At 56.1% G+C, this 24,439-nt stretch carries 22 protein-coding genes and 1 tRNA gene; 8 read left to right on the top strand and 15 right to left on the bottom strand.

What is annotated here, in order from left to right:
* Positions 1–22: 22 nt before the first annotated feature.
* The 5 genes from purH to mqnC all read right to left on the bottom strand — a co-directional run bounded on the left by purH (position 23) and on the right by mqnC (position 6,937).
* A complete protein-coding gene (gene purH, locus ABIT76_10615) occupies positions 23–1,552 on the bottom strand; it encodes a bifunctional phosphoribosylaminoimidazolecarboxamide formyltransferase/IMP cyclohydrolase (protein MEO7933598.1) in 1,530 nt (509 codons plus the stop codon).
* Positions 1,553–1,606: 54 nt separating this feature from the next.
* A complete protein-coding gene (gene lpxD, locus ABIT76_10620) occupies positions 1,607–2,629 on the bottom strand; it encodes a UDP-3-O-(3-hydroxymyristoyl)glucosamine N-acyltransferase (GenBank protein MEO7933599.1) in 1,023 nt (340 codons plus the stop codon).
* A gap of 81 nt (positions 2,630–2,710) precedes the next feature.
* Complete coding sequence (locus ABIT76_10625) at positions 2,711–3,343, bottom strand: OmpH family outer membrane protein (GenBank protein ID MEO7933600.1); 633 nt, start codon at positions 3,341–3,343, stop codon at positions 2,711–2,713.
* Positions 3,344–3,404: 61 nt separating this feature from the next.
* Positions 3,405–5,708 carry an outer membrane protein assembly factor BamA gene (gene bamA / locus ABIT76_10630; GenBank protein MEO7933601.1) on the bottom strand — a complete coding sequence of 768 codons (2,304 nt, stop codon included), beginning with the start codon at positions 5,706–5,708 and terminating at the stop codon, positions 3,405–3,407.
* A 137-nt stretch (positions 5,709–5,845) separates the two neighbouring features.
* The gene (gene mqnC / locus ABIT76_10635) at positions 5,846–6,937 is read right to left on the bottom strand and encodes a cyclic dehypoxanthinyl futalosine synthase (GenBank protein MEO7933602.1); all 1,092 of its coding nucleotides are present in this window, start codon (positions 6,935–6,937) and stop codon (positions 5,846–5,848) included.
* Between the two features lie 99 nt (positions 6,938–7,036).
* Here mqnC and ABIT76_10640 point away from each other — a divergent pair, with 99 nt between their 5' ends.
* Complete coding sequence (locus ABIT76_10640) at positions 7,037–8,680, top strand: protein kinase (protein MEO7933603.1); 1,644 nt, start codon at positions 7,037–7,039, stop codon at positions 8,678–8,680.
* Positions 8,681–8,691: 11 nt separating this feature from the next.
* Here the strand turns inward: ABIT76_10640 and xylB are convergent, their stop codons facing one another.
* A complete protein-coding gene (gene xylB, locus ABIT76_10645; GenBank protein ID MEO7933604.1) occupies positions 8,692–10,191 on the bottom strand; it encodes a xylulokinase in 1,500 nt (499 codons plus the stop codon).
* Between the two features lie 124 nt (positions 10,192–10,315).
* On the opposite strand from xylB, the gene ABIT76_10650 reads away from it, so the two are divergent.
* From ABIT76_10650 to ABIT76_10660, 3 genes are read left to right on the top strand one after another with little or no spacing between them, the layout of a single operon-like run.
* Positions 10,316–10,696, top strand: coding sequence for a VOC family protein (locus ABIT76_10650; GenBank protein MEO7933605.1), 381 nt, complete (start codon positions 10,316–10,318; stop codon positions 10,694–10,696).
* Between the two features lie 15 nt (positions 10,697–10,711).
* Positions 10,712–10,993 (top strand): BrnT family toxin, encoded by a 282-nt coding sequence (locus ABIT76_10655; GenBank protein MEO7933606.1) that lies wholly within the window; start codon positions 10,712–10,714, stop codon positions 10,991–10,993.
* Positions 10,990–11,253, top strand: coding sequence for a CopG family antitoxin (locus ABIT76_10660; protein ID MEO7933607.1), 264 nt, complete (start codon positions 10,990–10,992; stop codon positions 11,251–11,253). The genes ABIT76_10655 and ABIT76_10660 overlap by 4 nt, the downstream gene beginning before the upstream one ends.
* 21 nt (positions 11,254–11,274) lie before the next feature.
* Here ABIT76_10660 and ABIT76_10665 read toward each other — a convergent pair whose 3' ends face one another.
* The 7 genes from ABIT76_10665 to ABIT76_10695 form a co-directional block, all read right to left on the bottom strand.
* Entirely contained in the window at positions 11,275–12,009 is a 735-nt protein-coding gene (locus ABIT76_10665; protein MEO7933608.1) for an exosortase-associated EpsI family protein, read from the bottom strand.
* Positions 12,006–12,983: an exosortase/archaeosortase family protein gene (locus ABIT76_10670; protein MEO7933609.1), complete on the bottom strand. Its 978-nt coding sequence runs from the start codon at positions 12,981–12,983 to the stop codon at positions 12,006–12,008. The genes ABIT76_10665 and ABIT76_10670 overlap by 4 nt, the downstream gene beginning before the upstream one ends.
* A gap of 40 nt (positions 12,984–13,023) precedes the next feature.
* Entirely contained in the window at positions 13,024–13,917 is an 894-nt protein-coding gene (locus ABIT76_10675; GenBank protein ID MEO7933610.1) for an NAD(P)-dependent oxidoreductase, read from the bottom strand.
* A 9-nt stretch (positions 13,918–13,926) separates the two neighbouring features.
* Positions 13,927–14,856 carry a glycosyltransferase family 9 protein gene (locus tag ABIT76_10680; protein MEO7933611.1) on the bottom strand — a complete coding sequence of 310 codons (930 nt, stop codon included), beginning with the start codon at positions 14,854–14,856 and terminating at the stop codon, positions 13,927–13,929.
* Between the two features lie 119 nt (positions 14,857–14,975).
* Positions 14,976–15,836 (bottom strand): glycosyltransferase family 2 protein, encoded by an 861-nt coding sequence (locus tag ABIT76_10685; GenBank protein MEO7933612.1) that lies wholly within the window; start codon positions 15,834–15,836, stop codon positions 14,976–14,978.
* Positions 15,833–17,713 carry a WecB/TagA/CpsF family glycosyltransferase gene (locus tag ABIT76_10690; GenBank protein ID MEO7933613.1) on the bottom strand — a complete coding sequence of 627 codons (1,881 nt, stop codon included), beginning with the start codon at positions 17,711–17,713 and terminating at the stop codon, positions 15,833–15,835. The genes ABIT76_10685 and ABIT76_10690 overlap by 4 nt, the downstream gene beginning before the upstream one ends.
* Before the next feature lie 24 nt (positions 17,714–17,737).
* The gene (locus ABIT76_10695; protein MEO7933614.1) at positions 17,738–18,634 is read right to left on the bottom strand and encodes a glycosyltransferase family 2 protein; all 897 of its coding nucleotides are present in this window, start codon (positions 18,632–18,634) and stop codon (positions 17,738–17,740) included.
* A gap of 197 nt (positions 18,635–18,831) precedes the next feature.
* Here ABIT76_10695 and ABIT76_10700 point away from each other — a divergent pair, with 197 nt between their 5' ends.
* Positions 18,832–21,054 carry a hypothetical protein gene (locus ABIT76_10700; protein MEO7933615.1) on the top strand — a complete coding sequence of 741 codons (2,223 nt, stop codon included), beginning with the start codon at positions 18,832–18,834 and terminating at the stop codon, positions 21,052–21,054.
* Positions 21,055–21,090: 36 nt separating this feature from the next.
* On the opposite strand, the gene ABIT76_10705 is transcribed toward ABIT76_10700, so the two are convergent.
* Both ABIT76_10705 and ABIT76_10710 read right to left on the bottom strand, forming a co-directional pair.
* Positions 21,091–21,792, bottom strand: coding sequence for a hypothetical protein (locus ABIT76_10705; protein ID MEO7933616.1), 702 nt, complete (start codon positions 21,790–21,792; stop codon positions 21,091–21,093).
* Between the two features lie 128 nt (positions 21,793–21,920).
* Positions 21,921–21,994 (bottom strand) — tRNA-Gly (locus ABIT76_10710).
* A gap of 90 nt (positions 21,995–22,084) precedes the next feature.
* Between ABIT76_10710 and ABIT76_10715 the strand changes: the two genes are divergently transcribed.
* The 3 genes from ABIT76_10715 (at position 22,085) to ABIT76_10725 (ending at position 24,395) form a co-directional block, all read left to right on the top strand.
* A complete protein-coding gene (locus ABIT76_10715) occupies positions 22,085–22,981 on the top strand; it encodes a DMT family transporter (protein MEO7933617.1) in 897 nt (298 codons plus the stop codon).
* An 80-nt stretch (positions 22,982–23,061) separates the two neighbouring features.
* Entirely contained in the window at positions 23,062–23,919 is an 858-nt protein-coding gene (locus ABIT76_10720; protein ID MEO7933618.1) for a sulfurtransferase, read from the top strand.
* Between the two features lie 11 nt (positions 23,920–23,930).
* Positions 23,931–24,395 carry a SufE family protein gene (locus ABIT76_10725; protein ID MEO7933619.1) on the top strand — a complete coding sequence of 155 codons (465 nt, stop codon included), beginning with the start codon at positions 23,931–23,933 and terminating at the stop codon, positions 24,393–24,395.
* Positions 24,396–24,439: the final 44 nt, after the last annotated feature.

Below are 24,439 nucleotides of genomic sequence, written 5' to 3' on the forward strand. Positions count from 1 at the left end.
TGTGACCGCGCTGGCAGAGTTGCTAGTGACGGAAATGCCGGATGCCGGTGAAGACCATGGAAATTTTCCGCTCGTTGGCGGCAGCGATCACCTCGGCATCGCGGACGGAGCCGCCCGGTTGAATCGCGCAAGTGGCACCGGCCTCGGCGGCAGCGATCAGGCCGTCTGGGAATGGGAAAAACGCGTCGCTGCAAACGGCGCTGCCCTTCAGCGAAAGCCCGGCCTCGCCTGCTTTCCAGACCGCGATGCGACTCGAATCTACGCGGGACATTTGCCCGGCGCCGATGCCGAGTGTGCGATCCTTGCTGGTGTAAACAATGGCGTTGGATTTGACGTGCTTGACGATTTTCCAGCCAAACGCCATGGCTTTCATTTCGTCGATGGTCGGAGGACGTTCGGTGACGACCTTCTCTTCCATTCCACTGAAATTCGCCCGGTCCACATCCTGCACGAGGACGCCGCCCATGACGGCGCGATAGTCGAGTTCGTGCGCTCCGCCCTGAGCCACATCGGCCATGCGCATGAGACGAAGATTCTTTTTTTTCTGCAAAAGCGCACGCGCATCCGGCTCAAAGTCCGGTGCGATGATGACCTCGCTGAAAATCTCGCCGATGGCTCGCGCGAGCGCTTCAGTGAGCGGGCGGTTTGTAATAATAATCCCGCCAAACGGCGCCTGCTTGTCGGTGGCAAACGCCTTCAGCCACGCTTCGCGCAGATCCGGGTCGCTGCCAACTCCACACGGATTGGTGTGCTTCAAAATGGCAACGGTGGGCTCATTAAATTCCAGAATCAGGCGGCCCGCCGCACTGATGTCGAGGATGTTGTTGTAGGAAAGTTCCTTACCGTGGAGTTGAGAAAAATGGTCGTTGAAATGGCCGTAAAGCGCGGCTTCCTGATGCGGATTTTCGCCGTAGCGCAGGCGCTGGGTGAGCGGGAGCGAGAGGGAAAAATTCGTTCCGCATTCCTGCTCGCGATTGAGGAATGTGGAGATCATCTGATCGTAGCGCGCGGTCAGTTGAAAGACTTTGATCGCCAGTTTTTCGCGGAGACTGAGGGTGGTCTCGCCATTATTTTCGGCGAGTTCGGCCAAGACAACTTCATAATCCGTGGGATCGGTAACGACGGTGACGAAGCGGTAATTTTTCGCCGCGCTGCGGAGCATGGAGGGTCCGCCGATGTCGATCTGCTCAATGGCTTGTTCGAGAGTGACGTCAGGTTTGGCGACCGTTTCTTCGAAGGGATACAAGTTGACCACGACTAAATCAATGGGCTCGATTCCAGCGGAGGCGGCTTCCTTCACATGCTGCTCGTTGTCACGGACGTAGAGCAGCCCACCGTGGACGAGGGGATGCAGCGTTTTCACGCGGCCATTCATCATTTCCGGAAATTTGGTGAGATCGGAAACGTCTTTGCAGGCGATGCCTTCCGCGCGCAGCAAGGTGGCGGTGCCGCCGGTGGATACGAGTTCGATGCCACTCTCCGCAAGCTTTTTGGCAAAGGGCACGAGGCCGGCTTTATCGGACACGGAGAGAAGGGCACGCTGGATTTTCATAGGGCGGAAAAGATGGAGAATGCCGGTGGAAAAAGCAACAGGATAGGATCGCGCTTACTCGGCGCTGGCGCTCTTTTCGAGTGCTTTCACGCGGGCAAAAAGTTTGGGCAGACGACTTTGGTAAGCCAATTTTTCAGCCATGTCCTTGGCAGGTTCGGCGTAATAACCGATCCATTTGGTGCCAGCGGGGATGTTTTTGCTGACGCCGGCCTTGGCCCCGATGATGGCTTGGTCGCCGATTTTCACATGACCGACGATACCAGCTCCGCCGGCGACGATGACGTAATTACCGAGGTGCGTGCTCCCCGAGATGCCGACTTGGGCAATAATGAGGCAGTGTTTTCCGATGACCACGTTGTGCGCGATCTGGACGAGATTGTCAATTTTGGTGCCTGCGCCGATCCACGTGCGACCAAAGCGGGCGCGGTCGATGGTGGTGTTAGCCCCAATCTCCACATCGTCATCCAACTGGACAATGCCGATCTGCGGAATCTTCTGGTGACGACCGTCGATCATCTCAAAACCATAGCCATCGGACCCGATGACGGCTCCGCTGTGGATGATGACGCGGCTGCCGATCTGGGCGCGCTCGCGAATAGTGACGTTCGGATAAATCAGGCAGTTTTCTCCCAGGATGCTGCCGTGGCCAATGTAGGTATTGGCGCCAATGACCGTGCCCACACCGATTGTGACCCCGGGTTCAATCACGACATTTGGCTGAATGGAAACCGTGGGATCGATTTGACAATTTTCTCCGATGACCGCTCGTGGATGAATCCCTTGTGCCCAAACCGGCGGTTCGGGGCGGAATTTTGCCATGATGGTAGTGAAGGCGAGTGAGGGATTTTCCACGGCGATGAGCGCGCCTTGGATCGTCACCTCTACGTCGGGCCGAACCAGAACTGCCCCAGCCTGGGTGCTCTTTAAGTCCGCCAAATATTTGGGATTGGCGAAGAATGCTATGTCACTCGACTGCGACTCGACCAGCGAGGCGACGCCTTGAATGGGAGTCGCGCCATCGCCAGATAACAATGTGCCCCCGACGAGTTCGACGATTTCTTGGACGTTCAGAATCATGGTTTGGGAAAAATGGCTGCGAGAAAAAGAAAGGGCAGCCTGTGGAGGCTGCCCTAACTGGTTAAAAGATGGAAGTGAGATTTATTTCTTGGCCTTAGGCGTCTTCTCTGGAGTTGCCGTCGGAGTGGCGCTAGCCGCCGCTGGAGCGGTCTGGCCCTTGTTCAGTGTGTCGATGATCGTCTGGCTGAAGTCGAAGGTGTCGCGAGCGTAGAGGAGGAATGGAACGCTGTTCAAGCTGGCTCCAGAACGGTCAAAAACGATATCGAAGTTTTCCGCAGTTACCTTGTCCTGAATGAGTTTGTTGATTTCCTCAACGATGCCATTGCGCATCCGAACGGCTTGTTCCTGAAGTTGTTTTTCGCGAGTCACACGGAAATCGTTGATGTCTTTTTCCATGCCTTTCGCGTCGTTGATCTTCTCGTCGCGGGTCTTGGCTTTCTGCTCCTTGGTGTCGTTGCTCAACTCGGTTTTCTTGAGCTCATCGTTGAGCTTGTTGATCTCATCGATCTGCTTTTTGTAGCCTTCGATACGGTCGTCGAGTTCCTTTTTGGCGGCGGCGCGGGCGTCGTTGATCTTGGTCTCGGCGTCCTTGGTTTTATAGTAACCTTGGAAGACTTTGTTCATGTCCACAGTGCCGACTTTGAGTTCAGCAGAGGCCGTGGAGGCAAATGCCATGGAGAGTGCAGCGAGGGTGAGGGTGAGGTATTTTTTCATTAGATGTTAGAGTGGGAGTGTCTTTTTGGTTTGGAATGAGACCTTCTGCAAGCGAATACGTTCAAAATTGATAGCCAACATTGAAGTTAAATTTGCCTGAAGAGTCATTAAAGCGGTCGGATTGGATGGGAATGCCGTAGTCGATGCGGATCGGACCGATCGGAAGATCGAGGCGCACACCGAAGCCGAAGTCGGAATTCACGTCGCCGCCGAAATCATAGGCGTCTGCGCTGACAAAGCCGGTGTCATAGAAGAAGGCACCGCGGACTTTTTCCACAATCGGGAAGGTGTATTCAGCGGTCAGATGCGCCATGGTGCGGCCACCGAGTGGGTTACCGAGTTCATCCTTGGGACCGACATCGCGATAATCGAAACCGCGCAAGCTGTTGGCGCCACCGAGATAGAGCCGGTCGAAGATCGGCACATTGCCGTTGCTCCAGCTATCGATGACTGCAGCCTCGGCATTGATCAGGAAAATCGTATCCCATGGCAGCGAGAAATACTGGGTGCCTTCGAGGCTGAAACCATAAGTCTCGACGTCGCCACCGAGAATTCCGCCTGCGTAATGAACGCCCGCGTCGATTTTATGGCCAGTCCGGGTGAGCTTGCCGCTGTCGCGTGTGTCGTTTGTGACAAAGAAGGAGAGTTGGCTCTTCAACTTGTCGCCTTCCTCTGCACGAATGGCCGAGGTGACATCGGAATCCAGGTTGTAGATGCCGACGTCCTCAATGCGGTATTCCAGACGAGCTTGGGTGAAATTGCCGAGAGGCTTGCGCAGCGTCGTGGCAAAACCGTAGTTTCGCTGTGAATAGACCGTGCTCTGGTAATCCGCTTCGCGGTAGTAAACCTCACCACCAAGCGAGAGTTTTTTATCCATGAAATATGGCTCCGTGAGACCGAGGATGAAGTCCTTGCGGCGGGCACCGTATTGCAATTTGAGCCGGAATTTCTGACCGGCGCCGGTAAAATTCGGATAACCCGCGATGTCGAAGTTACCCTGGGTGACCTCGGCGAATCCGAGCAACGAATCGATAGAACTGAAGCCGAAGCCGAAGTTCAGTGAGCCGGTGCGTTTTTCGTCCACATTGATATTTAAGTCCTTGCGGCCGGGCACCATCGTGTCGGTGGCGTAGGTCTCGACTTTCTCAAAATAATCGAGGCCTTCGAGACGTTTCTTGCTGATGTCCACGCGGACGGTGTCATAGACGTCGCCCGGAGCCAGAACCAGCTCGCGGCGGAGGACCTTGTCCTTGGTGCGGGTGTTGCCCGTGATGTTGATGCGCTCAAGGTAGCTTTGCACGCCTTCCTCGATTTTGTATTGCAGATTGACCGCGCCGGGACCGGCTGGAGTCGTGATCAAATCGACTTTCATGTCGGCGTAACCGAGGCGTCCGTAGGAATCCTCAATGGCCTTGATGTCCTTTTGACTTTGAGTCGGACCAAAAACGGTGCCTTCCTTCATCTGCAAAATGCCGCGGATTTGCTCCGTGGTGGCCAGTTGATTGCCCTCAATGCCGAGCGAGCGAACGGTGTATTTTGTTCCCTCGGAGATCGAAATGTTCAGGTCCACTTTTTTGCTGCTGATGCGGACGACTTGCGAATCAATGATCTTTACGTCGGAATAACCAGCGTCCTGGTAGAGCAGTTTGATTTTTTGAAGATCCTCGTCGAGCTGGGTTGCGCTCAACTGGCCCGATTTATTGAAGAACGAAAGCAGGTTCTTCGGCTTGGTTTTCATTTCCTGAATGAGCCGCTTTTTCTTGAAAACGGTGTTTCCGGCGAAATTGATATCGTTGATCTCCGTCTTCGCGCCTTCGGAAATGGTGAAAGTCACACGCGCTTTGCCGGTCTTGGCATCGACGTCGCTTTTGTATTGGATGCCAATGTCGGTGTAGCCTTTTTTCTGATACATCTCGATGATCTTCTGGCGGTCGGCCTCGAGCGTGTCTTCGTTCAGGACGGCGCCCGGTTTGGCTGTGATTTCCTTGCGAATGCGGGTGGGTTTGATGATTTCGCCGCCGTCGATGACAACTTCGCTGACGGTCGCTTTGCCCTGCACCACGATGAAGACCTTAATGTTGTTTCCAGAAGGCTCGCCAAACATGCGGACATTGGTCACAGCGCCGGTGCGATAGAGGCTCTTAATATCCTCCTCGACAACGGGTTCCGAATAAGGCTTGCCGACCGTGGTGCGGATGTTGGCAAGGATGCGTTCCTTGCTGATCGCGGCTGGACCAGCGTATTGGACCTCAATGGATTGCACAATCGGAGCACTCGGCGCTGTTTGCGAAAACGCGGGCAACGCGGTGAGCAGGAGCAGAAAGGCAGCGGAAACGATTCTCAAGGTGGTGGGAATGGTGGTCATAATAAGGTTGGTGCGCGCACGGGAAAATCCCGCAAAGCGGGCTATAGATGGGGGAAAACAGGGGCCAAGGTCAAGCGTTTCTCCAAAAGAAAAGACGCAAGCCGCCGAAATTGAGCCGAGTTGCAGCGAAATCTGGGCTAATCTAGCAGGCGATACCAGTTGTCCCGCGCCCGCGGTTCGTAGCCAGCCTCGATCACCAGTCGGCGAATGTCATCAACCGCCAGCCGAAACGACGTGCCGGCGTTGCTGACCACATTTTCCTCCATCATCACGGAGCCAAAATCATTCGCGCCATACTTCATTGCGATCTGGCCGATCTTCGGACCCTGCGTCACCCAGGAGCTTTGCACGTTGTCAAAATTATCCAGAAAAATCCGGGACAACGCCTGCATCCGCAGATACTCCGCGCTGCCGACCGGTTCGGCTTTCAGCACGGTGTTTTCCGGCTGGAACGTCCAGCAAATGAAAGCCGTGAAACCGCCCGTCGCATCCTGCTGATCGCGCAACCGCTGCAAGTGCTCGATGCGTTCCCCGACCGTTTCCACGTGGCCAAACATCATCGTCGCGCTCGTGTTCAACCCGAGTTCGTGTGCAATCGCCATCACCTCCAGCCACTGATCCGAGTTGCATTTCAATGGAGCGATTCGGTTGCGCACGCGATCCACTAGAATCTCGCCGCCCCCGCCCGGAATCGACCCTAACCCGGCTTCTTTGAATTTCGTAATCACCTCGCGCAGAGGCATTTGGAAGACTTGCGAGAAGTGATTAAACTCCGGCGGGCTGAACGCGTGGATGTTGATATGGGGAAATTTTTCCCGGATATGATGCAGCAGTTCGAGGTAATGATCGATCCCGAGCTTGGGATGGTGGCCTCCCTGCATGAGGATTTGGACGCCGCCGATGGCGCTCAGTTCCTCGATTTTCTGATCGATCTGCTCATGGGTGAGAACGTAATGGTCCTCGTCTTTTTCGGTGCGGTAAAACGCGCAAAACTTGCAGTAAACATTGCAGACGTTGGTGTAATTAATGTTGCGATCAATGATGTAAGTGACGACCTCATTACCGCGACCGCCGTAGGCTGCGGCCTTTTTTTGCTGCCGCCGCTGATCCGCCAGCCAGCCCAACTCCGGGAGCGGCAGCCGATACAATTCCATGGCTTCCGCCGCCGAAATTCGTTCGCCCGCGAGGACTTTTTCAATGGCGGAATCTTCAGAAATCAATGCTGTCATAAGTTTTCCTAATGCTTTCCAGATTATCGCTTTTGGAGGAAAATAGCAAGGTGCGGCAGTTGACATCTCCCCCGCCAATCTTTAGGAGGAAGCTCGTACATGGAATTCGTTCCCAAAATCTCCGACCCCCCCCTGCCGGGAACTTTGCGCCCAATCACAAAGGAGCTTCGCATCGAAAAAGGAGCCCGGATTTTCCAGCGATTTACCCTCATTTCCGAGCTGGGCAAAGGCCGTTGCAGCACGACCTGGCTGGCGGACGATCCACGTTTTCGTCGCGAGGTGGCCCTGAAGCTTTTCCGCTCGGCCAATGTCGAGCAGACGGAGGAGGAGCGCCTCATCTGGCGTGATTTTTTGCGACGGCTGCGGATTTTAAATCATCCCGACATCGTGATCACGATGGAGTTTTTTCACGAGGGACCGTGGCTGGCGCTGTCCAATTCGTATGAAATGGGCCCGTCACTGGCGGCGATGACCCTGCAGGCGGGAAAAACCCTCCCACTCCTGCGAACCCTTGAGATTCTGAAAACCACCGGTTGCGCCCTCGCTGCTGCGCACGACAAACATTTCATTCTGCACGGCAATCTGAATGCCTGGAATATTCTCATCCCCACCCATCGCCGCACGGCCAAGATCACCGATTTCGGGTTTCATCCGCCTCTGACTCCCCCCGGGGAGGACACCGGCAGCCCGGAGGAAACCTGGAAACTCGCCTGCCTCAGCCCGGAGCGTCTGGCCGGGAGTCCACCGTCACATGCCGACGACATCTATGCATTCGCGACAGTGGCTTTCCAGCTTTTCACCGGCAAAAATCCACCGCTCAACGCCTCGGGCGACCTCGATCATGCGGCGGCGCAGGCGCTGCTCTCCCAAGCTCCGGCGGAATGGCGCACGCATCTGCCCATCGGACTTTCAACCAACCCGGCGGATCGCCCGGAGACGCTCACCATTTTCCTCCAGGCGCTGAATATCTACGAGGAGTTTCGTCCGCTGCAAAAGGAAATTGAGAAGGTCCAGGCGCGCGCACCGAAGACTACCCCTCGCACCAGCCACAGCCCGGATAATCTGAATCGGAAAAAAAAGATTTTGTTCCAGATTTCCGTTGGCATTTGCGTGATCGCCGCGCCGCTGGCCGTGGGCTGGATTATTTATCACAGCACACAGGTCAGCCATCGGTTGCAAGTCGAGCGGGTGAAGGCCGAGGTGCGGGAGAGGGAATTGGAAGCAGCAGAAAATGAGCGTGTCCTGAAGCTGAATGATCGTCTCGGCGGCGGTGCCGACCCCTCGAAATCGAATCTGGAACTCTATAGCCGCACGATGAACGAGGCCGCTCCCACGCCCAAGCCCACGCCAATCGTGATCAACTCCGGGGCGCGTGATTTTTACAATGAAGGCCGGGCGAAATTCGCCGCTGGCGATCCGGCGGGCGCGATGGAGAGCTACGAACTCGCCATTGTTCTGCAACCCGACTGGCCCGATCTACTCGAAGCGCGCGGCCAGGCGTTGCTGGCGAATAAAAAACCCGAGGACGCCATTTTGGAATTCAGCAAAGCGCTCATTATCGATCCATCGCGCCTGAATTCCTTGCTGGGCCGGGCTGAGGCGCATCTCGCCACGGGCGACAAAACCTCGGCCAAGGCCGACCTTCTGAATGCGCTCAAACTCGACCCTGTTAATGCTGATGCGAAGGCGTTGATCGACAAAAACAATCTCCCCGTCCAGTCCGAGCCGGGGCTTATTCAATAAGCGAAGTTCCGTTACAAATGCCCGGCCTGATGCAACTGCCGGGTGATTGAGGTCTGTCTCTTGAGCAGATCGCCATAAAGCTCCTGAAGCGCGCTGTTTGGCTGGCAACGAGTCGCCGGATTGAGCGCGACGGCCTGCTCGCAAAGGCTGGCCAGGGAAACGCCGCGTCCATTGGTGGTGCCATCGATCCAGACCGCCTGCACCGCCGCGCCGAGCGCCGCGCCCTCGGCTGTAGCCAGGCAAACGACTGGAACTCCAAAAACGTCCGCCGCCAGTTGCCGCCAGACGGCGCTCTTGCTTCCGCCGCCGGTGAGTCGAATCTCAGTCGCCTGTACGCCTAGCTGCGCCAGCCGTTGCAGGCCATAGGCGAGCCCGAGTGTGACGCCTTCCATCGTGGCGCGGGCGATGTTTTGCGGGTTCATATTTTTCGTGGTCAGGCCGTGCAGCACACCGGTTCCATTGGGCAGATTCGGGGTCCGCTCGCCATTCAGGTAAGGGAGAAATAGCAGCCCACCCGCTCCGGGCGCGGCCTCAGCGATGGCGGAGTTTAGCGTGGCGTGATCCCAGTTAAAGAGTTGCCGGACCTGCTCGGTGGCGACGGTCACATTCATCGTGCAAATCAGCGGCAGCCAATGATCTGTGCTGTCGCAGAAAGCGGCCACATCGCCTTCGAGGTCGATGATCGGTTTGTCGGCGCAGGCGTAGAGCGTGCCCGAAGTTCCAAAACTGGCGGTAACGACTCCGGGCCGAATGTTGCCCGTGCCGATGGCACCCATCATGTTGTCGCCGCCGCCGGAGGAAACGACCACGTTGGCCGAGAGTCCCCAGCGCTGGCGCAATTCCTCGCGCAGCAGCCCGGCTGGACTTTGGGACGATTGCAGCTTGGGGAGTTTGTCCACCAGATCGGGGTCAATAAAATCGATCAGTTTCCCGCACCATTCGCGCGTCCGCACATCGAGCAAACCTGTGCCCGAGGCGTCGCCGTATTCCATGGTTTTGTCGCCGGTCAGCCAGTAATTCAGGTAATCATGCGGGAGCAAAACGGAGTCGATCGCGGCAAAATGTTTTGGCTCATTTTCCTTCAGCCAGAGTAGTTTGGGCGCAGTGAAGCCGGGTGAAATGACGTTGCCCGCGAGTTTGATAATATTCCGCTGACTTCCAAATTCCTGCGCAAATGCCTCGCACTGGGACGCGGTCGAGGTGTCGCACCAGAGCTTGGCCGGGCGGATGACGTTTCCATTTCGATCAAGCACCACCAGCCCGTGCTGCTGGCCGCTGATACCAATGCCGCGCACGGCGTCGCGTCGGCTGCCGAGCTTGTCGAGACAGTCTGCGATGGTCGTTTCTGTGGCGGTGAGCCAATCCTCGGGATGTTGCTCAAGGTGACCCGGCGGCAGTCCAGCGATAAGACTGTAACCCGACTGAGCCGAGGCAACGATCTCCCAGGTTTCCGTGTCGAGGACGATGCATTTGGTGCTTTGGGTGCCGCTGTCGATGCCGAGATAGAGCATGGGAATGAGTGGGTAAAAAGGTCGGTTGGGTGGGTTTGGGCTTTACGCGCCGCGTATAGGGAGTATGAAGGATGAGTCGCTTTTTCCACTACGAAAAGTGCGAAACTTGGATTTCCCCTCAATTATGCTGACACGCCTGCTTCACACTCGTTATCGCGTCCAGGATTTGGAAAAAACCGTCCATTTCTACAAGGCAGTGCTCGGGCTTGAGGAAACGCGGCGACATACATCCGGACGTGGCTCGCAACTGGTGTTTTTCAAGGCTCCTGGCAGCGCGGAGGAGATCGAAATTTGTAAATTCGACGAGAGCGGACCCGTCGTAGTGGGTCCAGATCTCACCCATCTCGCCTTCGAAGTGGAGGACATGGATGCCTTCGCCAAAGAAGTCGCAGCGAAGGGTTATCCGCTGAGTGATGGTCCGCACACTTCGTCGAACGGCAGTAAAATCGCCTTCATCGACGCTCCCGAAGGTTACGAAATCGAGCTGATCCAAAGCGCCCGCTAATTTCCCCTCTGACTCATGGATTTTGACTGGCTTGATGCCCCTTTTGATCTGAAAAAGGTCACTCCGAAAGAGATTGAGGAGTCGTTTGAAGATCCTTTCAGCCTGCGATTTCTGCCGGAGTCGGTCGGCCTGACTAGCGAGGCGCGCTATTTCTGCCTCGGAAAATCCATTGGAGGACGCTGCATTTTCAGCGTGTTCTGGACCGACGGGAAACGTTATCGGGTGATCTCCTCGCGCGAGATGGCTCCCGAGGAGCAAAGTTATTACGACCGGAAAAACGCGGAGTTTGCCCTATGAAAAGCATTGCCCATTGGTCTGAAGTGCCAGTTTTTAACTCCGAGGAAGACGAGGCAGCTTTCTGGCAGGAGACGCGCATTGAGCAGCATCTGCTCCAGGCGTCGCTCCAGAAAACAGAGATGCGCGACTCCACCACGATCACGTTGCGCTTCGACCCGCGGATGCTCGCCCGCATCAAACGCCTGGCGCGCTCCCGTTACCTCAATTACCAAAGCATGATCAAGCAGTGGCTCAGCGAGCGTCTGGAGAAAGAAATCTAACTCGACTCGGCGGCTGCCGGTTTAATGGGAAATCACATCCGGGTGCTGGATCTTCGGGGCGATTTTTCCGATGAATTTCTCGAGCTCGGCTGAGGTTTGCGCCTCGGTTTTCGCTCCCGGGCGGCTCTGGTCGGGCACCATGCCACTGACGATTACGTAGGCCCAGCGGTGATTCACGTTGTGAAAAACGCGATCCCAACTGGTGAGCAAAACGCGTTCGCGATGTTCCGGCGTTGTCTTGTCTTTGCCGACAAACCAATAATAAAAATCGCTGGTGATCTTGCGTTGGTCGCCCTCGGCCACCTCGACAACCCGAGTGAGGGTGAGTTTCATTACATTCTGCGTCTGGCCATTCTCCAGACGAACGGGCACTTTTTGAGCCGCGCCAATCGTCCAGCCCTGACCCGGCAGACAGGTTTCTGGACGGTGAATGCTGCGTTTCTCGCCGCCGCTGAGCACGATCTGACAGGTGACGTATTCACCGTGCAGGGAAGAGTAAAGTTTTTTGGTAATTTGCGTGTCGCCCGGCAGCATAACCTTTTCGGAGAGCGACGCCTCCTGGTCCTGACCCATGAATTGATCGAGAAAAATCGGCAGATTCATGTTCACGCCAGCCTCGGTGACGCTGTTGACATTCGGTGTCAAATAACAAAGAACCAGCGTTCCAAAGCCGATCACGAGAAGAACAACGGAACGCCAGACGCTGATCTGCAAACCGGTGACGAAGCTGGAAGGTTCGGCGGTGGCGGTGTTCATGCCTTGCCCTCCAATGCTGCCGCGGAGGGAAGAACCGGACTCGCCTTATGCCAGTTCCGATCGAGCAGACCAGCCAGCAACACCATGCCGCCCAAGGCGACGATATAAACGAAATAGCCCGCTCCCGTATGAAACCACGTCGGATGATCCAGCGTGCCGATGGCAAATTCGGAGCCAAAGCCCAATGTGCCAAAAGTGAGCAGCAGAATGCGGACGAAATTTCCCGCGATGGCCAGCGGGAACGCCATCAGGAAGAGGATCATTTTTTGCCACGTCTTCGGCAGCGTCAGGTAGCCGTAGAGCGACGTGATCATGGTTAGCGCAAAGAGCGAGCGAATGCCCGAGCATGGATCGGCGATGTCCACTTGAAACCGCTGGCCCACCGTCAGATGCCGCACGTAATCCGGCGCGGAAACGAGTGCGGTTCCACTCAGGAGCGTCGGTTCCCCGATCAGGTTCAGGAAATGATAGCAGAGGGCAGACATTTTCATCCGAAGCGGAAACGCGATTTCCGCATCGAGGAAAATGAACGGCCAGGCAAACGCCAGAAAAGCCCACGGGAAGAGCAGCGTTTTGAAAAATCGCCAGCCAAGGAAGAAAATCAGCACGCCGCCGATGAAAATTTGCACGCTGACGAAGCCAAAATATTGGACGCTGGTTTTATACCCGATCCAGTAGAGCAGCATGGAAAAAACAATAGGAACGAGGCCCCAGTTGCTGCCGCGCACGAGGATTTTTGCCAGTGCGACGCGTTTCCACCAAACCAGAGTTGCCGCGATGGGAAAAACCAGAAGGCAATGCCCCCAGCTTCCGTAATCTGTCGAGAGCGCATAAAAAATGGCGTAGAGACTGCCCAGTTTGTCGCCATAGCCGCTGGCATACGGGAACACAAAGAAGAGCGCCACAAAGATGGCCAGCGTGGCCAGCACAGGCAAAATCCATGGGAGCCGGGGTGATTTAGGGGCGGAATTCATGCAAATAAACTGCGTGGCATTAATCCCACAGCCCGCACAGTTAGGCAAGAACCGGGCGCTGACTGGGGTAATTGAGGTCGAGGAACTGGCTCAATCCATCGCGCCAGTCTATCGGCTGAAACCCCAATTCTTCAGCCAGTTTTGAGACATCCAGCACGGAATAAAGCGGACGCGAGCCGCTCAAAACGCTCATTTTTTCCAACGGGATTTCCACAAGATTCTGGCACTGCGGAGCCAGACGGCGCTCTTTTAGCTGCCGCAGACATTCGTGGGCAAAGCCTTCCCAACTCGCCTCGCCGGAATGCACAAGGTTGAATAATCCCGAGCTGCCGTTGCTCACAAGCTGGCGAATGATCTGCGCGGCATAACCGACGTGCAGACAGGAGCCGCGTTTCCCCGAGGCGACTTCCAATGTACTGTGGTGCATCAAAAGATCGGGCAAGAGGCTCAAAAAAGTCCTTCCACCGTCGCCAAATAACCAGGCCACCCGCAGCAAAAGATGGCCCGGATACGAGCGGAACGCCGCTTCCACGGCGGCTTTATGGATGCCGTAAACGGACAGCGGGTGGGGCGTATCTTCTTCACGGTAAGGAGTTTCCGTCTGCCCATCGAAGATATAATCCGTGCTAAAATGGACGAGCCGGATGCCGCGCTCCGCAGTCAGTGCCGCCAGCCGGATGGGGGCATCGCGATTGACCTGCGCGGATTGCTTAGGATGATCCTCGCACTGCTGAAAATGGCAAAGCGCAGCGCAGTTGATGACGACTTTGGGCCGAATCTTGTCCAGAACGGCGATGATGGTTTTTTCATCGGTGACATCAAGATCCTGGTGCGAGAAGGCGACGACGGGCTGGTCTGAGCAAGAATATTCCCGAACGACATGACGCCCCAAGAGGCCGCCGCTGCCTAAAATGAGGATGAGGGAAGGCGACATGGCAGATACTTAGCCCAAGGCTGCATCGCTGGGAAGACTTTGAGCCACTTGTTCGACGCTCACGGCTTCCAGGCAAATAGGGGAGGAATGCACGCAGCGATCGATGCACGGACGGTAGGAGCAGACATCGCAAGCGATCACGCGCGCGGCGTTTTCATAAGGCGCAAACCAGCTGGGATTGGCGGATCCAAAGATGGTCCAGACCGGTTTTCCCAAGGAGGCAGCCAGGTGGGACACGAGGGAATCGTTGCAAAGAACGGCGTCCGCAGCCTGAACGAGAGAGAGCAATTCGTCGAAATCGTGCGCCCGTAACGAGAGATGATCAGGGTTGTCAGAAATCAGGGCATGACTATCCGGCGGCTCAATAAGAATGGAAGTCCGCTCTCTAAAAGTGGTGTTTAGGAGATGTTGAAAACGGTCGAGCGGCCATCTTTTGGTGGCTAGGCGACCGCCAGGATGAATTAGCCAGAGTTTCCGGTTGGGATTGCGAAATGCGCTGGCTTTTACATGTGGCGTTACTTGGAACCAAGGCGTTGTCGGATTCCATTGGAGACCGGCGGCCACGGTGAGTTGTTGCCAATCCTTGAGGTGCGATTGCTGATAGTCGGCCCGCTGTAAAGGATGGGTGAGTGGCGCAAAATATCCCAAAAACTGGCCCAGTTTCATACGCCGCCGCCGCCACGGACGTTCGTGGGCGTAGAAGTTTTGCTGATTTACCGGAAAGCTGAATGTCTGCGTTGCTCCTGCCTGCCTCATGAGTGCATGAACGCGCGAATCTGCCCACACGCAATAAGCTTGAGCGGGCTTCAACTCGTGGAGGGTTTTTCGAAGGGCAATGAGCCGTCGTAGGCTGACGAGTTTCGCGATTCCCTTCAGCTCCCACCACGGCTCCCACGGGTGGATCTGATTGAGGGGGAGGAATTTACGAAAAATATCCACGGAGCCGTTCCGGCAAATTACATGCAACTCCCGTGTGTTTTCCCGACGCATCGCGCGCACAAATGGAACGCTCAAAACCGCGTCGCCAAGGTGATGCAACTCAAATAGAAGCACGGAAATCATCGCAGCCAAGTGAAGCGTTGCCTCCACATCGTCGTTGGGTGAGGAACTGAAAATGCGGTTCGTTTTTCAGGACTGTCTTTTGTGTAAATCGAATATTCGAAAGGTTGTTGCTGATAAATTCCGCCCAGCCAGCGGCGCAGACGATGATGGACAGCGATAAGCGGCACGGAGGCGCGCTCCCAAAGCGGAGCCTGATCGCGCAGGCGGTTTCGCTCGCCATTACTGGCGGCAGTCCCCCCAAGATTGCTGCCGGTATCGACAAAGACTGAGGCGAAATCGGGAATCGCGGCCATTTTCACGCCTTTCCGGAGACAGCGCAAAATCCATTCGGCATCGCCGACCGCCTTCCATGCAGGATCAAAATACAAGCCGTGCTCGTCCAACAGTCGCCGTCGAAAAAAGGTCGAGCAGGTAAAAGTGCTAAGATGGCAGACGCGGGTGTGCGCGGGTAGCGGCGGCAGTACTTTTCGGCTGCAAAGGTAGCGCCCGTGGTCATCCACGACGATGAGACCGGCGAAAAGCATGTCGATGTCCAGGTTTTTGGCGAAAAAATCGGACACTTTAGCCAATGTGCCGGGCAGATATTGTTCGTCGCAGTTGAGATAGGAAACGATCTCGCCCGTGGTTCGGCGCAACCCGCGATTGATGGCGTCATACATGCCGTTGTCCTTTTCGATAAACGCCGTGAGATGAGGCTGGCAGGCCAGCATTTCTGCGGTTCCATCGCTTGAGCAGGCATCCTGGATAACGTGCTCGATCTGTAGTTCCGACGTTTGCTGATCGGCCACAGAACGAATAGCGAGTTGCAGCCATTCGACTTGCTGAAAACTAGGTGTGACTACTGAGAAAGTCGTCATAGCGTCACTGTTCTTTCATTCAGCCCGGCAAATAACTGGACATACTGTTCCGCCACACGATCCCAGCTGTAAATGTCTCTTGCTCGCTGCAAGGCACTCTCCCGCAGTTGTTTACAACGTATTTCATCACCTGCCAGGATGGTGATTTTCTCTGCCAACGTGTTTTCCGCAGTGTCGCCAAAGGCAAATGCCTCCCCGGAATCGCCGATCACTTCGCGAGTTGCAGGAGATTCTCGGAACAAGATCGCATTGCCGAAACCCATTTGGTCTAAAAGGACGAGACGGGTGGCCTCAATGGCGGCTGGAAGGACGAAAAACCGGCAGTTTTGGCTCAAGGCCCGGTATCCCTCACCGAAGACGGCGCCGGTAAAAATCATCGTCTCAGTCGCCAGACTTTGAAGCTGCGCATAATACTCAGACTCGTATCCGTGCGAGCCCACGATGACCAGCGGTAGCAGAACCCCGGAACGCGCATAGGCTCGCATCAGCAGGTCAGCGTCGTTTTCGGGCGATAAACGCGATACAAACAAGATGTAATTCCGTGGCTGCAATCCCCATTTTTCCAGCTCAGTCAGCGGCGCCGGGGGAACATCGACATTGGCTCCGTAGGCAATGTATTGCGGCTGGTAGATATACTGTTTTCGGTAATGTTCGACGACCGTCAGATTGTCGGCAATCACGCGGTCGCAGAGTTGCATGGCCCAGCGTTCACTTTCTTGCAGCCACCAGCGGGCGAACCCGCTCCATTTGGGACGCTTGTAATCAATGCCATCGACGTTGATGACCAATTTTCGACCGCCTAGCCGCAGCAAACCAGCCAGACAGGAATTTCCCACCCCGCAGAGGTAAACAACGTCGTAATCGCAGGTCATGGCGTGCAGCGACGATAGCAAAGTGTGGAGGATCGTTTCCGTGCTGCGAATTCGGATCGTCGGAATGTAAATCAGGCGCATTCCGCGATGTTCGCGAGGCTTTTCCGGGTAGTAATTCGAGCGATTGTAAACGGAAACATTGTAGCCGCGTTCGACCAGTCGGCCGCCCAATTCATCGACGACTGTTTCAAACCCCGCATAACGTGCAGGCACGCCGCGGGAACCGAGAAACGCGATTTTTTTACCCGGTGCAGATTCCCTAACCGGACGGAGCGTATCCTGAATTAAGTATCTCAGGAACAACGAGTTGTACTTAAAATAGCGCGGCCAAAGACGGGTGGGTTCCTGATACAGACGGTAGGCCCAAGTGAGGCCGTTATTTTGCATCCAGTCCGGCGCATACGGGCGTCTCCCGGCCAGGAGTTCGAAGGCATCACCCACGGCAAAAAAGGTTCCTCGACTGAAGTGCGTTTGCTGCTCGATGATCCAGCGTTCCTGCCTTTCTCCACCGAGCGCGACCCAGATGAAGTCGGCGCCGGACTCCGCAATCAACCGCGCATGTTCACCATGGTCTTCCTCGGTCCAAGTGCGAAAGGGAGGTGAAAACGCACCAGCAATGACGATATTGGGTCGGATTTTTTTGGCTGCTTCGACCAATTCCGCCAGACAGGACTCGGTGGAGCCGAAGAAAAAATGCCGCAGCGAAGGAGGTGCGTTTTCGAGCGCGTAACGCATGAAATACGGGCCGTAAACGCGATCTTTCAGCCCGGCGCCCTCGCGATTCATCATCCAGACAACCGGCATACCGTCAGGCAAAACCAAGTCGAACGACTGCATGATTGCATTGAAAGTCGTGTCTTTCCGGGCAGCGGCGATGAGGTGCGTGTTGCAGGCGGAAACAGCGGACGGGCGGTTCAATTGCGCCAGACGCAGGGCCTCGTCCAAGCCAGTTTGATAATCCACGCAAGCGACCGGCACACCCAGCACTGGGACGGTCTTTAGCATGACGGAAAGAGAGGAAGCATGAGATTATTTGACGCCGGCGGGCTTGCCGCTGATGGCACCTTTCCAGAGACAGACGACTATTCGTGTGAGGGAGGCGAGATTCCACCCAAAAGTTCGGAAATACCGCCGCGCATTGCCGGGAAGGTAGGACATTAAGTGGTCGCTGCTCGGATGATGAAAGGAAAGATAAGCCAGATTTTGCAGCAGTGAGTCGAATTTCTTCCGGTGGGAAGCCGCTGCTGGCTCTGTCGCGATCGGAGGCAAATGAATGACAAAGACATCGGGCAAAAACAGACCGCCGCCAAATGCCGCCAGCCGCATGGAATATTCCAAGTCCTCCCCCAGCATCCAGAAATCGGTGCGATAAAAGCCTGCGGCATCCACTGCGTCGCGCCGCACCAGTAGACAGGCACCCGTGCACCAGACGAATGGAAGTGGCTCTTTCCCAAGGAGTTGGGTCGAATCGGACGCGCTCTGGACTTGGCGGATTTTTTTCCGCAATTGGACCTTCTTCGGCTCTGGAAACGCCCAAATTTTTGCATTTGAGTCCAATAGCATTGGGCAGGTGATCACCGCCTTGGCGGAGGCTTGGACTAGTTTTTCGATGGCTTCCACGGGAAGAACGACATCGTCGTCGAGAACCAGAAAATGGGTGGTGCCGGGCAGCCGGACGAGGGCGGCCTGCATCCCGCGCTTCCAACCAGTACCTGGTCCCGGGTTATCCGGTGAGGCCATGTAAAACGTGTTCAGGGATGACTCCGCGACGACGGTTTCCGTGGCCGCGCTGGCCGCGTTATCGACGATAACAATCAAAGTCGGCTGCCGCGTGGAAGCCTCCAGCGATTGTAAAAGCCGCACCAGCTCCGGGTCGCGTCGAAACGTCACCACGACGGCGGCGATCTGGGTGGAAGACGTGGACATGGCGGGGAAGATTACATGGCGATCACAAGTCTTCTCAAGCGCCGTTAATGCTTTCAGTAGCCCGCCTAAACCGGAGAATAATCTCGACGCTTTTCCTTAAACCGGCGAAGACATCGCCAGCCGCTATGCAGGATTTCACTCCAAACCTTGCCAGCGAACGGCTTCAGACTCGACTGGGAATTTTATTACTCACCCTCGTGGTTACCATCTGGTTTTCACCTTGGTGGCTTGGCGGACGGGTGCTGGCTCCATTGGATTTGCCGGGCGGTGTAATGCAGCCGTGGGCAAAGGTTTCCGACAGTCCCGCCGTACATAATCACTTCGTCACGGACGCTGTCACTCAGTATCTGCCATACCGATTGTTTGCTGAAAAAAGCTACCGCGAGGATGGATACATCGGGTGGTGCTCGCTCACTTTTCAAGGATTTCCCCAAGACGCAAACACCATGGGGCTGTTCAGCGATTGGACCATGCAACTGCATCGCGGGCTGCCATTCTGGACGGCCTGGCACTTGGGTTTGGCGGGGCAATTTCTCATAGCGGGTTGCGGGATGCTCTATTTTCTAAGGCAGCGCGGAGCCAGCGCGCCAGCGGCCTGGGCAGGAGCCATGGCTTGGATGGGAAATGCGCAATTCGTCATCTGGATCTATCACCGCTGGGCGCTAAGTGCGTTCTGCTGGCTGCCGTGGGTGTTGTGGTCGCTGGATCGTGCGGTCAGATCGAAGAAAATGAACGTGAGTCCCGCCATTTTTCTGTCTCTGGCGTTTTGTGGAGGCACGCTGCAACACGCCGCTTTTATCTCACTGGCGTATGGAATCATCGCGCTGGGTCTGGTCATCGAGGGGTACGACGCGCCGCTGAGAAGAATCCAACTCCTGCGGCTCACGCTCTGGTTTGTTGCCGGTCTTGGGCTGGCGGCATTTTACCTTATTCCAGCGACTGGTGCCTTTTGGCAAAACCTTCAGCTTGGCAATCTGCGCGGGCAACTCGGGTATGCCGGAGGGTGGCGACAGCCGTTTCTTAACCTGGTGAGCTATCCCATGACCATCTTCCCGTGGGTTCTGGGCCGGGTCAGCACCTTGGATCTTTGGAAACTCGGCCAGATGAGTCTGATCGATCTCGGCTGGTTTGGTTTTGGCCCGACTTTGATCGCCGTGCTGGCCATTTTCTGGAAAAAAACGCCGCTCACACCGCGACTTCTGATGATCGCCGGCTGGGTCATTCCGCTCACTCCACTAGTCGGTCCGCTCTATCATCGTGTGATTCTTCTGAGCGTTTTAGGCGGCGTCTGGAGCTTCTGCTGTTTTCTGGAAAATGACAGGTCGGATGGAAAATTCTCCCGCTGGAGTTGGAAAATAGCCGGCATCGCTGTGCTTCTCTGGCTCGCTGCCAGTATCGGCATCGCCAGTTATGGCGAGCAGATTTACCGCCGGATTCTGCCAGCCGTTCTCCATGCCTCCACCGGCAGCCAATTCGGGATTTTCACCGATTGGACTGCTGACCGCACCCGGCGGTTTCTCCTAGAATCGGTCATTTGGAGTGGAACCAAAATCCCCTGGGTGGCCTCGGCGCTGATCACGCTGGCACTCGTGCAAAAATGGAGCCGCTTAAACCATCTTCGCTGGTTGCTGGGAATGATCATCGCGATGGAAGTCAGTCTCTTTTTCATGGATTGGACCACTTGGAGCCCGATGCCGGCCACGCCTGCAAATCTTCTGCCATATTCCAAACTCGTGGACAGACTCTCGCAGGAGGTGAGGCCGGGCCAGTTGCTCTATCAAGCAGAGGTCGGGCCGCTTTATTTATCAGGTGCGTATATTTCCAAACTGCTGCTGCCGCCCAATTCACTCATGCCTCGTGGCATTCCGGTGCTCACGGGTTACGAAAGTATCATGCCACCACGCATCTGGCAAAACCGCCAGTTTGTGACGAGTCCCGAAGTGCTCAGTGAGATCGGGGTGACTCATGTTTTACTGCCCGCAGACCAAGCCGCTCCCTTGGGCTGGAGTTTCATCTTTATGGAAGAGGGGCGCAGTCTTTGGCGAAATCCATCCGCCCAGCCGTATTATTCAGCGTGGGCAGAAGGTGTGACTTCGCCAGTGACCATTGAGCCGAGTCTGCAAACTGAGAATCATCGGCTGCTTCCAGTCGGGCCACATACGACTCAGATTCATATCTTGGAAAACTGGAACTCTGGCTGGCGCTATCGCGTGGCGTCAGGGAATTGGATCCCGGTTCAGAAAGGTTCGGATGGAAGTCAGGTCCTCCGGCTCCCTAAATTGGACTCCGCAACCACAGTGGAAATGCGATATTTTCCCCAGTGGTTTGGCTGGCCGGGAATCGTTAGCGCCTGCACAGCGGGCTGGCTGATACTACTTAAAGTCCTGCGGCGTGAGCCAAGAAAAAAGGCGCAGAATTGAATCTGCGCCTTTTCTGATAAAGATCTGACTTGCCGATTAGTTCACCGGGGTCGTGTCGGGGACAATGCCGCCGTTGGTTGCTGGCGGGAAGACGAAGGGAGCTGGAACTGGACGGCCGGTTGGGCTGAAGACCACTTCGTCAGAGGGTGCGCTGGTGTCGTTGCCGCCGGCACTGGCACCGGCTTCGGCAATGGCGCTGGCAAATTGGGGAGCCGCCTCAGACGCGGCGCTCACGATTCGATCGGCGCAACGGCCGTTCAGAGTACGAATGACATCGGTGACAATGTCGGTGACAAGCCTCTGCGATGGATCAGTGCCGAGAGCTTCGATGGCCACGCGAGTGAAGGCCGCGGCGCAATCGCAGTTGAAGCCATATTCCCCACGACGATCATCAACATCATTTCTGTTACGGCCATCGCGGCGGTTCTCAGCCGTTGAGCAAGTGGAGCAGGTGACCGCCGAATGGACGATCGCGACAATGAGGTCGCGGGGAGCTGTCTTTGGATCGCCCAATGCGGTGATCGCGGTGCGGACGATTTCTTTGTGAATGGCCAGACCGCGTGTGCGGGACATGGCGGCGCAGACGATTTCAGGAGCTTGTTTCTTGTGTTCGCCCACGGATTTGTAAACGGCCCGCAGAATCACATCGTCTTTGATGACGCTTTTGTTCATCGCCGAGGCGGGAAGCGCGGCCACTAGCAACTCGTCTCCAGTGGCGGCTTGGAGCGATGTCGCCATCAGGCTCAAAGTCAAAACAGCTAGGAAAGAATAAAGAACTTTAGCGAACGGACGAGATGTGATGTTCATAATGGCAGGTGAGAAATGGGGGATCGTGGAATGAGTGCCGGACTGAGTGAACTGAGTTTTGGAGCGGGTAGCGGGAATCGAACCCGCATGGCTAGTTTGGAAGACTAGAACTTTACCACTAAGCTATACCCGCTTGTATTTCGGAGTATTCTGCCGGTGAAAACGCTTTTAGCAAGTACTTTAGTGCTTTTCGAGACAATGTCCGACAGATTGCCTCGCCAAAATGGGTCCTGCCATTCTCACAGCATTTCTTTTTGCCTTGTCGGCCATCTTCGGTAGTCGTTCCGCGCGGGTTTTTGGCTCCACCACGGCCAATCTGGGCCGCGTGATCGTCGCGCTGGCGATGCTGGGACTGTGGGCGTTTACGTTTGGGAAAGGATTACATGGAGCTGGCATTTACTGGCTGATGTTCAGCGGCTGCATCGGGTTTGGCTTTGGCGACATGGCTTTGTTTGGAGCCCTGCCGAGAATCGGGCCGCGGCTGTCACTTTTGCTCACCCAGTGCCTGGCCGGTCCGGTGGCGGGATTGGTCGAATGGGTCTGGCTAAAGCAAAAAATTTCTTTTCCCGAGGGAATTTGCGGGGCTGTCATACTGATCGGAGTCGCCGTCGCGCTGTTTCCCAGTGGCAAAACCCCGGTTCATCGCTTCTTCTGGAGCGGAGTCGGTTTCGGGGTTCTCTCCGCGTTGGGGCAGGGGACCGGCGCTGTCCTGAGTCGCAAGGCCAATTGGATCAACCTCGCCGCCGCCACGCCCATTGACGGTGGCACAGCGGCCTTTCAGCGCATGCTCGGTGGCTTCCTCATCACCGCGATTTTGATCCTCAGCCTCAAGCGCGGCGGCAGGATAGGCTTTCTCGCCCCTGAAACTGGCCAGCTTCGCCGCGGCTGGCATTACATTCTGATCAACGGCCTCGTCGGTCCGTCGATCGGCGTCGGCTTCTACCAATTCGCCCTCTCCACCACCCCGAGCGCCATCGTTTTGGCCATTGTCGCAACCAGCCCGGTCATCGTTATGCTCCTGCAATACTTCATGGGAGAGGAAAAACCCGGCGCACTCTCCATCGCTGGCGCTTTCGTGGCTGTGGGCGGGGCCATCGTGCTGGCGACGATGAAAAGCTAAAGGAAATCCATCCGCCGCGCTTGCTCCGTTCTTTCGCCGACCTTATTATTGGCCCGCCACCCATTTAGCTCCTCAATTTTATGTCCACCGAATACGCCCATCCCGAAGCCCTTGTCAGCACCGATTGGCTGGCTGCGCACCTCACCGACCCGAGCATTCGCATCGTGGAAAGCAACGAGGACGTGCTCCTTTATGCCACTGGCCACATTCCTGGCGCGGTCCACATCGACTGGCGTAGCGACCTGCAGGACAATCTCATCCGCGACTACATTTCCCCGGAGAAATTTGCCGAAGTCGCCTCAAAAAACGGCATCACGCCCGAGACGACAGTCGTTTTCTACGGAGACAAATCCAACTGGTGGGCCACCTACGCGCTCTGGGCCTTCCGTCTTTTCGGCCATGAAAAAGTGAAAGTCCTCAACGGCGGCCGCGACAAATGGATCGCCGAAGGCCGCGACCTCACCCGCGAAAAACCAGCTCACGCTCCGACGAATTACCCTGTACCCGCCAAGCGGCTCGACCAGGAAATTCGCGCCTTCTACGAGGACGCCCTAGGCCATAGCAAAAATCATTTGCCCCTGATCGACGTCCGCTCGCCCGGCGAATTCAAGGGCGACATCACCCACATGCCCGAGTATCCGCAGGAAGGCGTCCTGCGCGGCGGCCACATTCCCGGTGCCAACAGCATTCCCTGGAAAACCGCCGCCAATGACGACGGCACCTTCAAATCCGCCGAGGAACTCACCAAAATTTACACCGAAGGAGTCGGCTTAAAGTCCGATGACGACATCATCGCCTACTGCCGGATCGGCGAACGGTCGAGTCACACCTGGTTCGTGCTCACCTATTTGCTCGGCTACGAAAAAGTCCGCAACTACGACGGCTCCTGGACCGAATGGGGCAATCGCGTCGGCTCGCCGATCGTGAGAGGAATCTAACTCGAATCCTCGTGAGCCATTACCCGCCCAAACTCACTGAAATCGTCGAGCTTTTCGAGTATTTGCCCGATGAGGAAAAGGTGGACGCCCTCATTTCCTACGCCGACCAGGCGAAAAATCAGGCTCCGCATGAAGGCGAGATATTCGATCTCGAAGACGTTCGCAAGGACGAGGAATGCACCGACACCGTGGGCGTTTTCCTCCGTGTCGATGAACATCAGGGCGCACACTTTCGCATCAGCCTCGGGCCGCAAGTCCAGACGCTGACCAAAGCCATGACGGCCATTCTTTGCAAAGGTCTGGAAGGCGTTCCCGCGCAGGAAATCCTTGACGTCGAAAGCGATTTCGTGCCCAAACTCGTCGGTGGCGAACTCGTCCGCGTCCGCAGTCAGACCGTCTATTACATTCTCACCCGCATGAAAAGCGCCTGCAAAGTCTGGCTCAACCGACAGCGCGCCGCCGCCCACGCGAGTTAGATCGTATTCACCAAAATACATTCACCGCCAACCCCACAGCCGTT

This window comes from Chthoniobacterales bacterium, from assembly GCA_039930045.1.
Taxonomy (GTDB): domain Bacteria; phylum Verrucomicrobiota; class Verrucomicrobiia; order Chthoniobacterales; family DASVRZ01; genus DASVRZ01.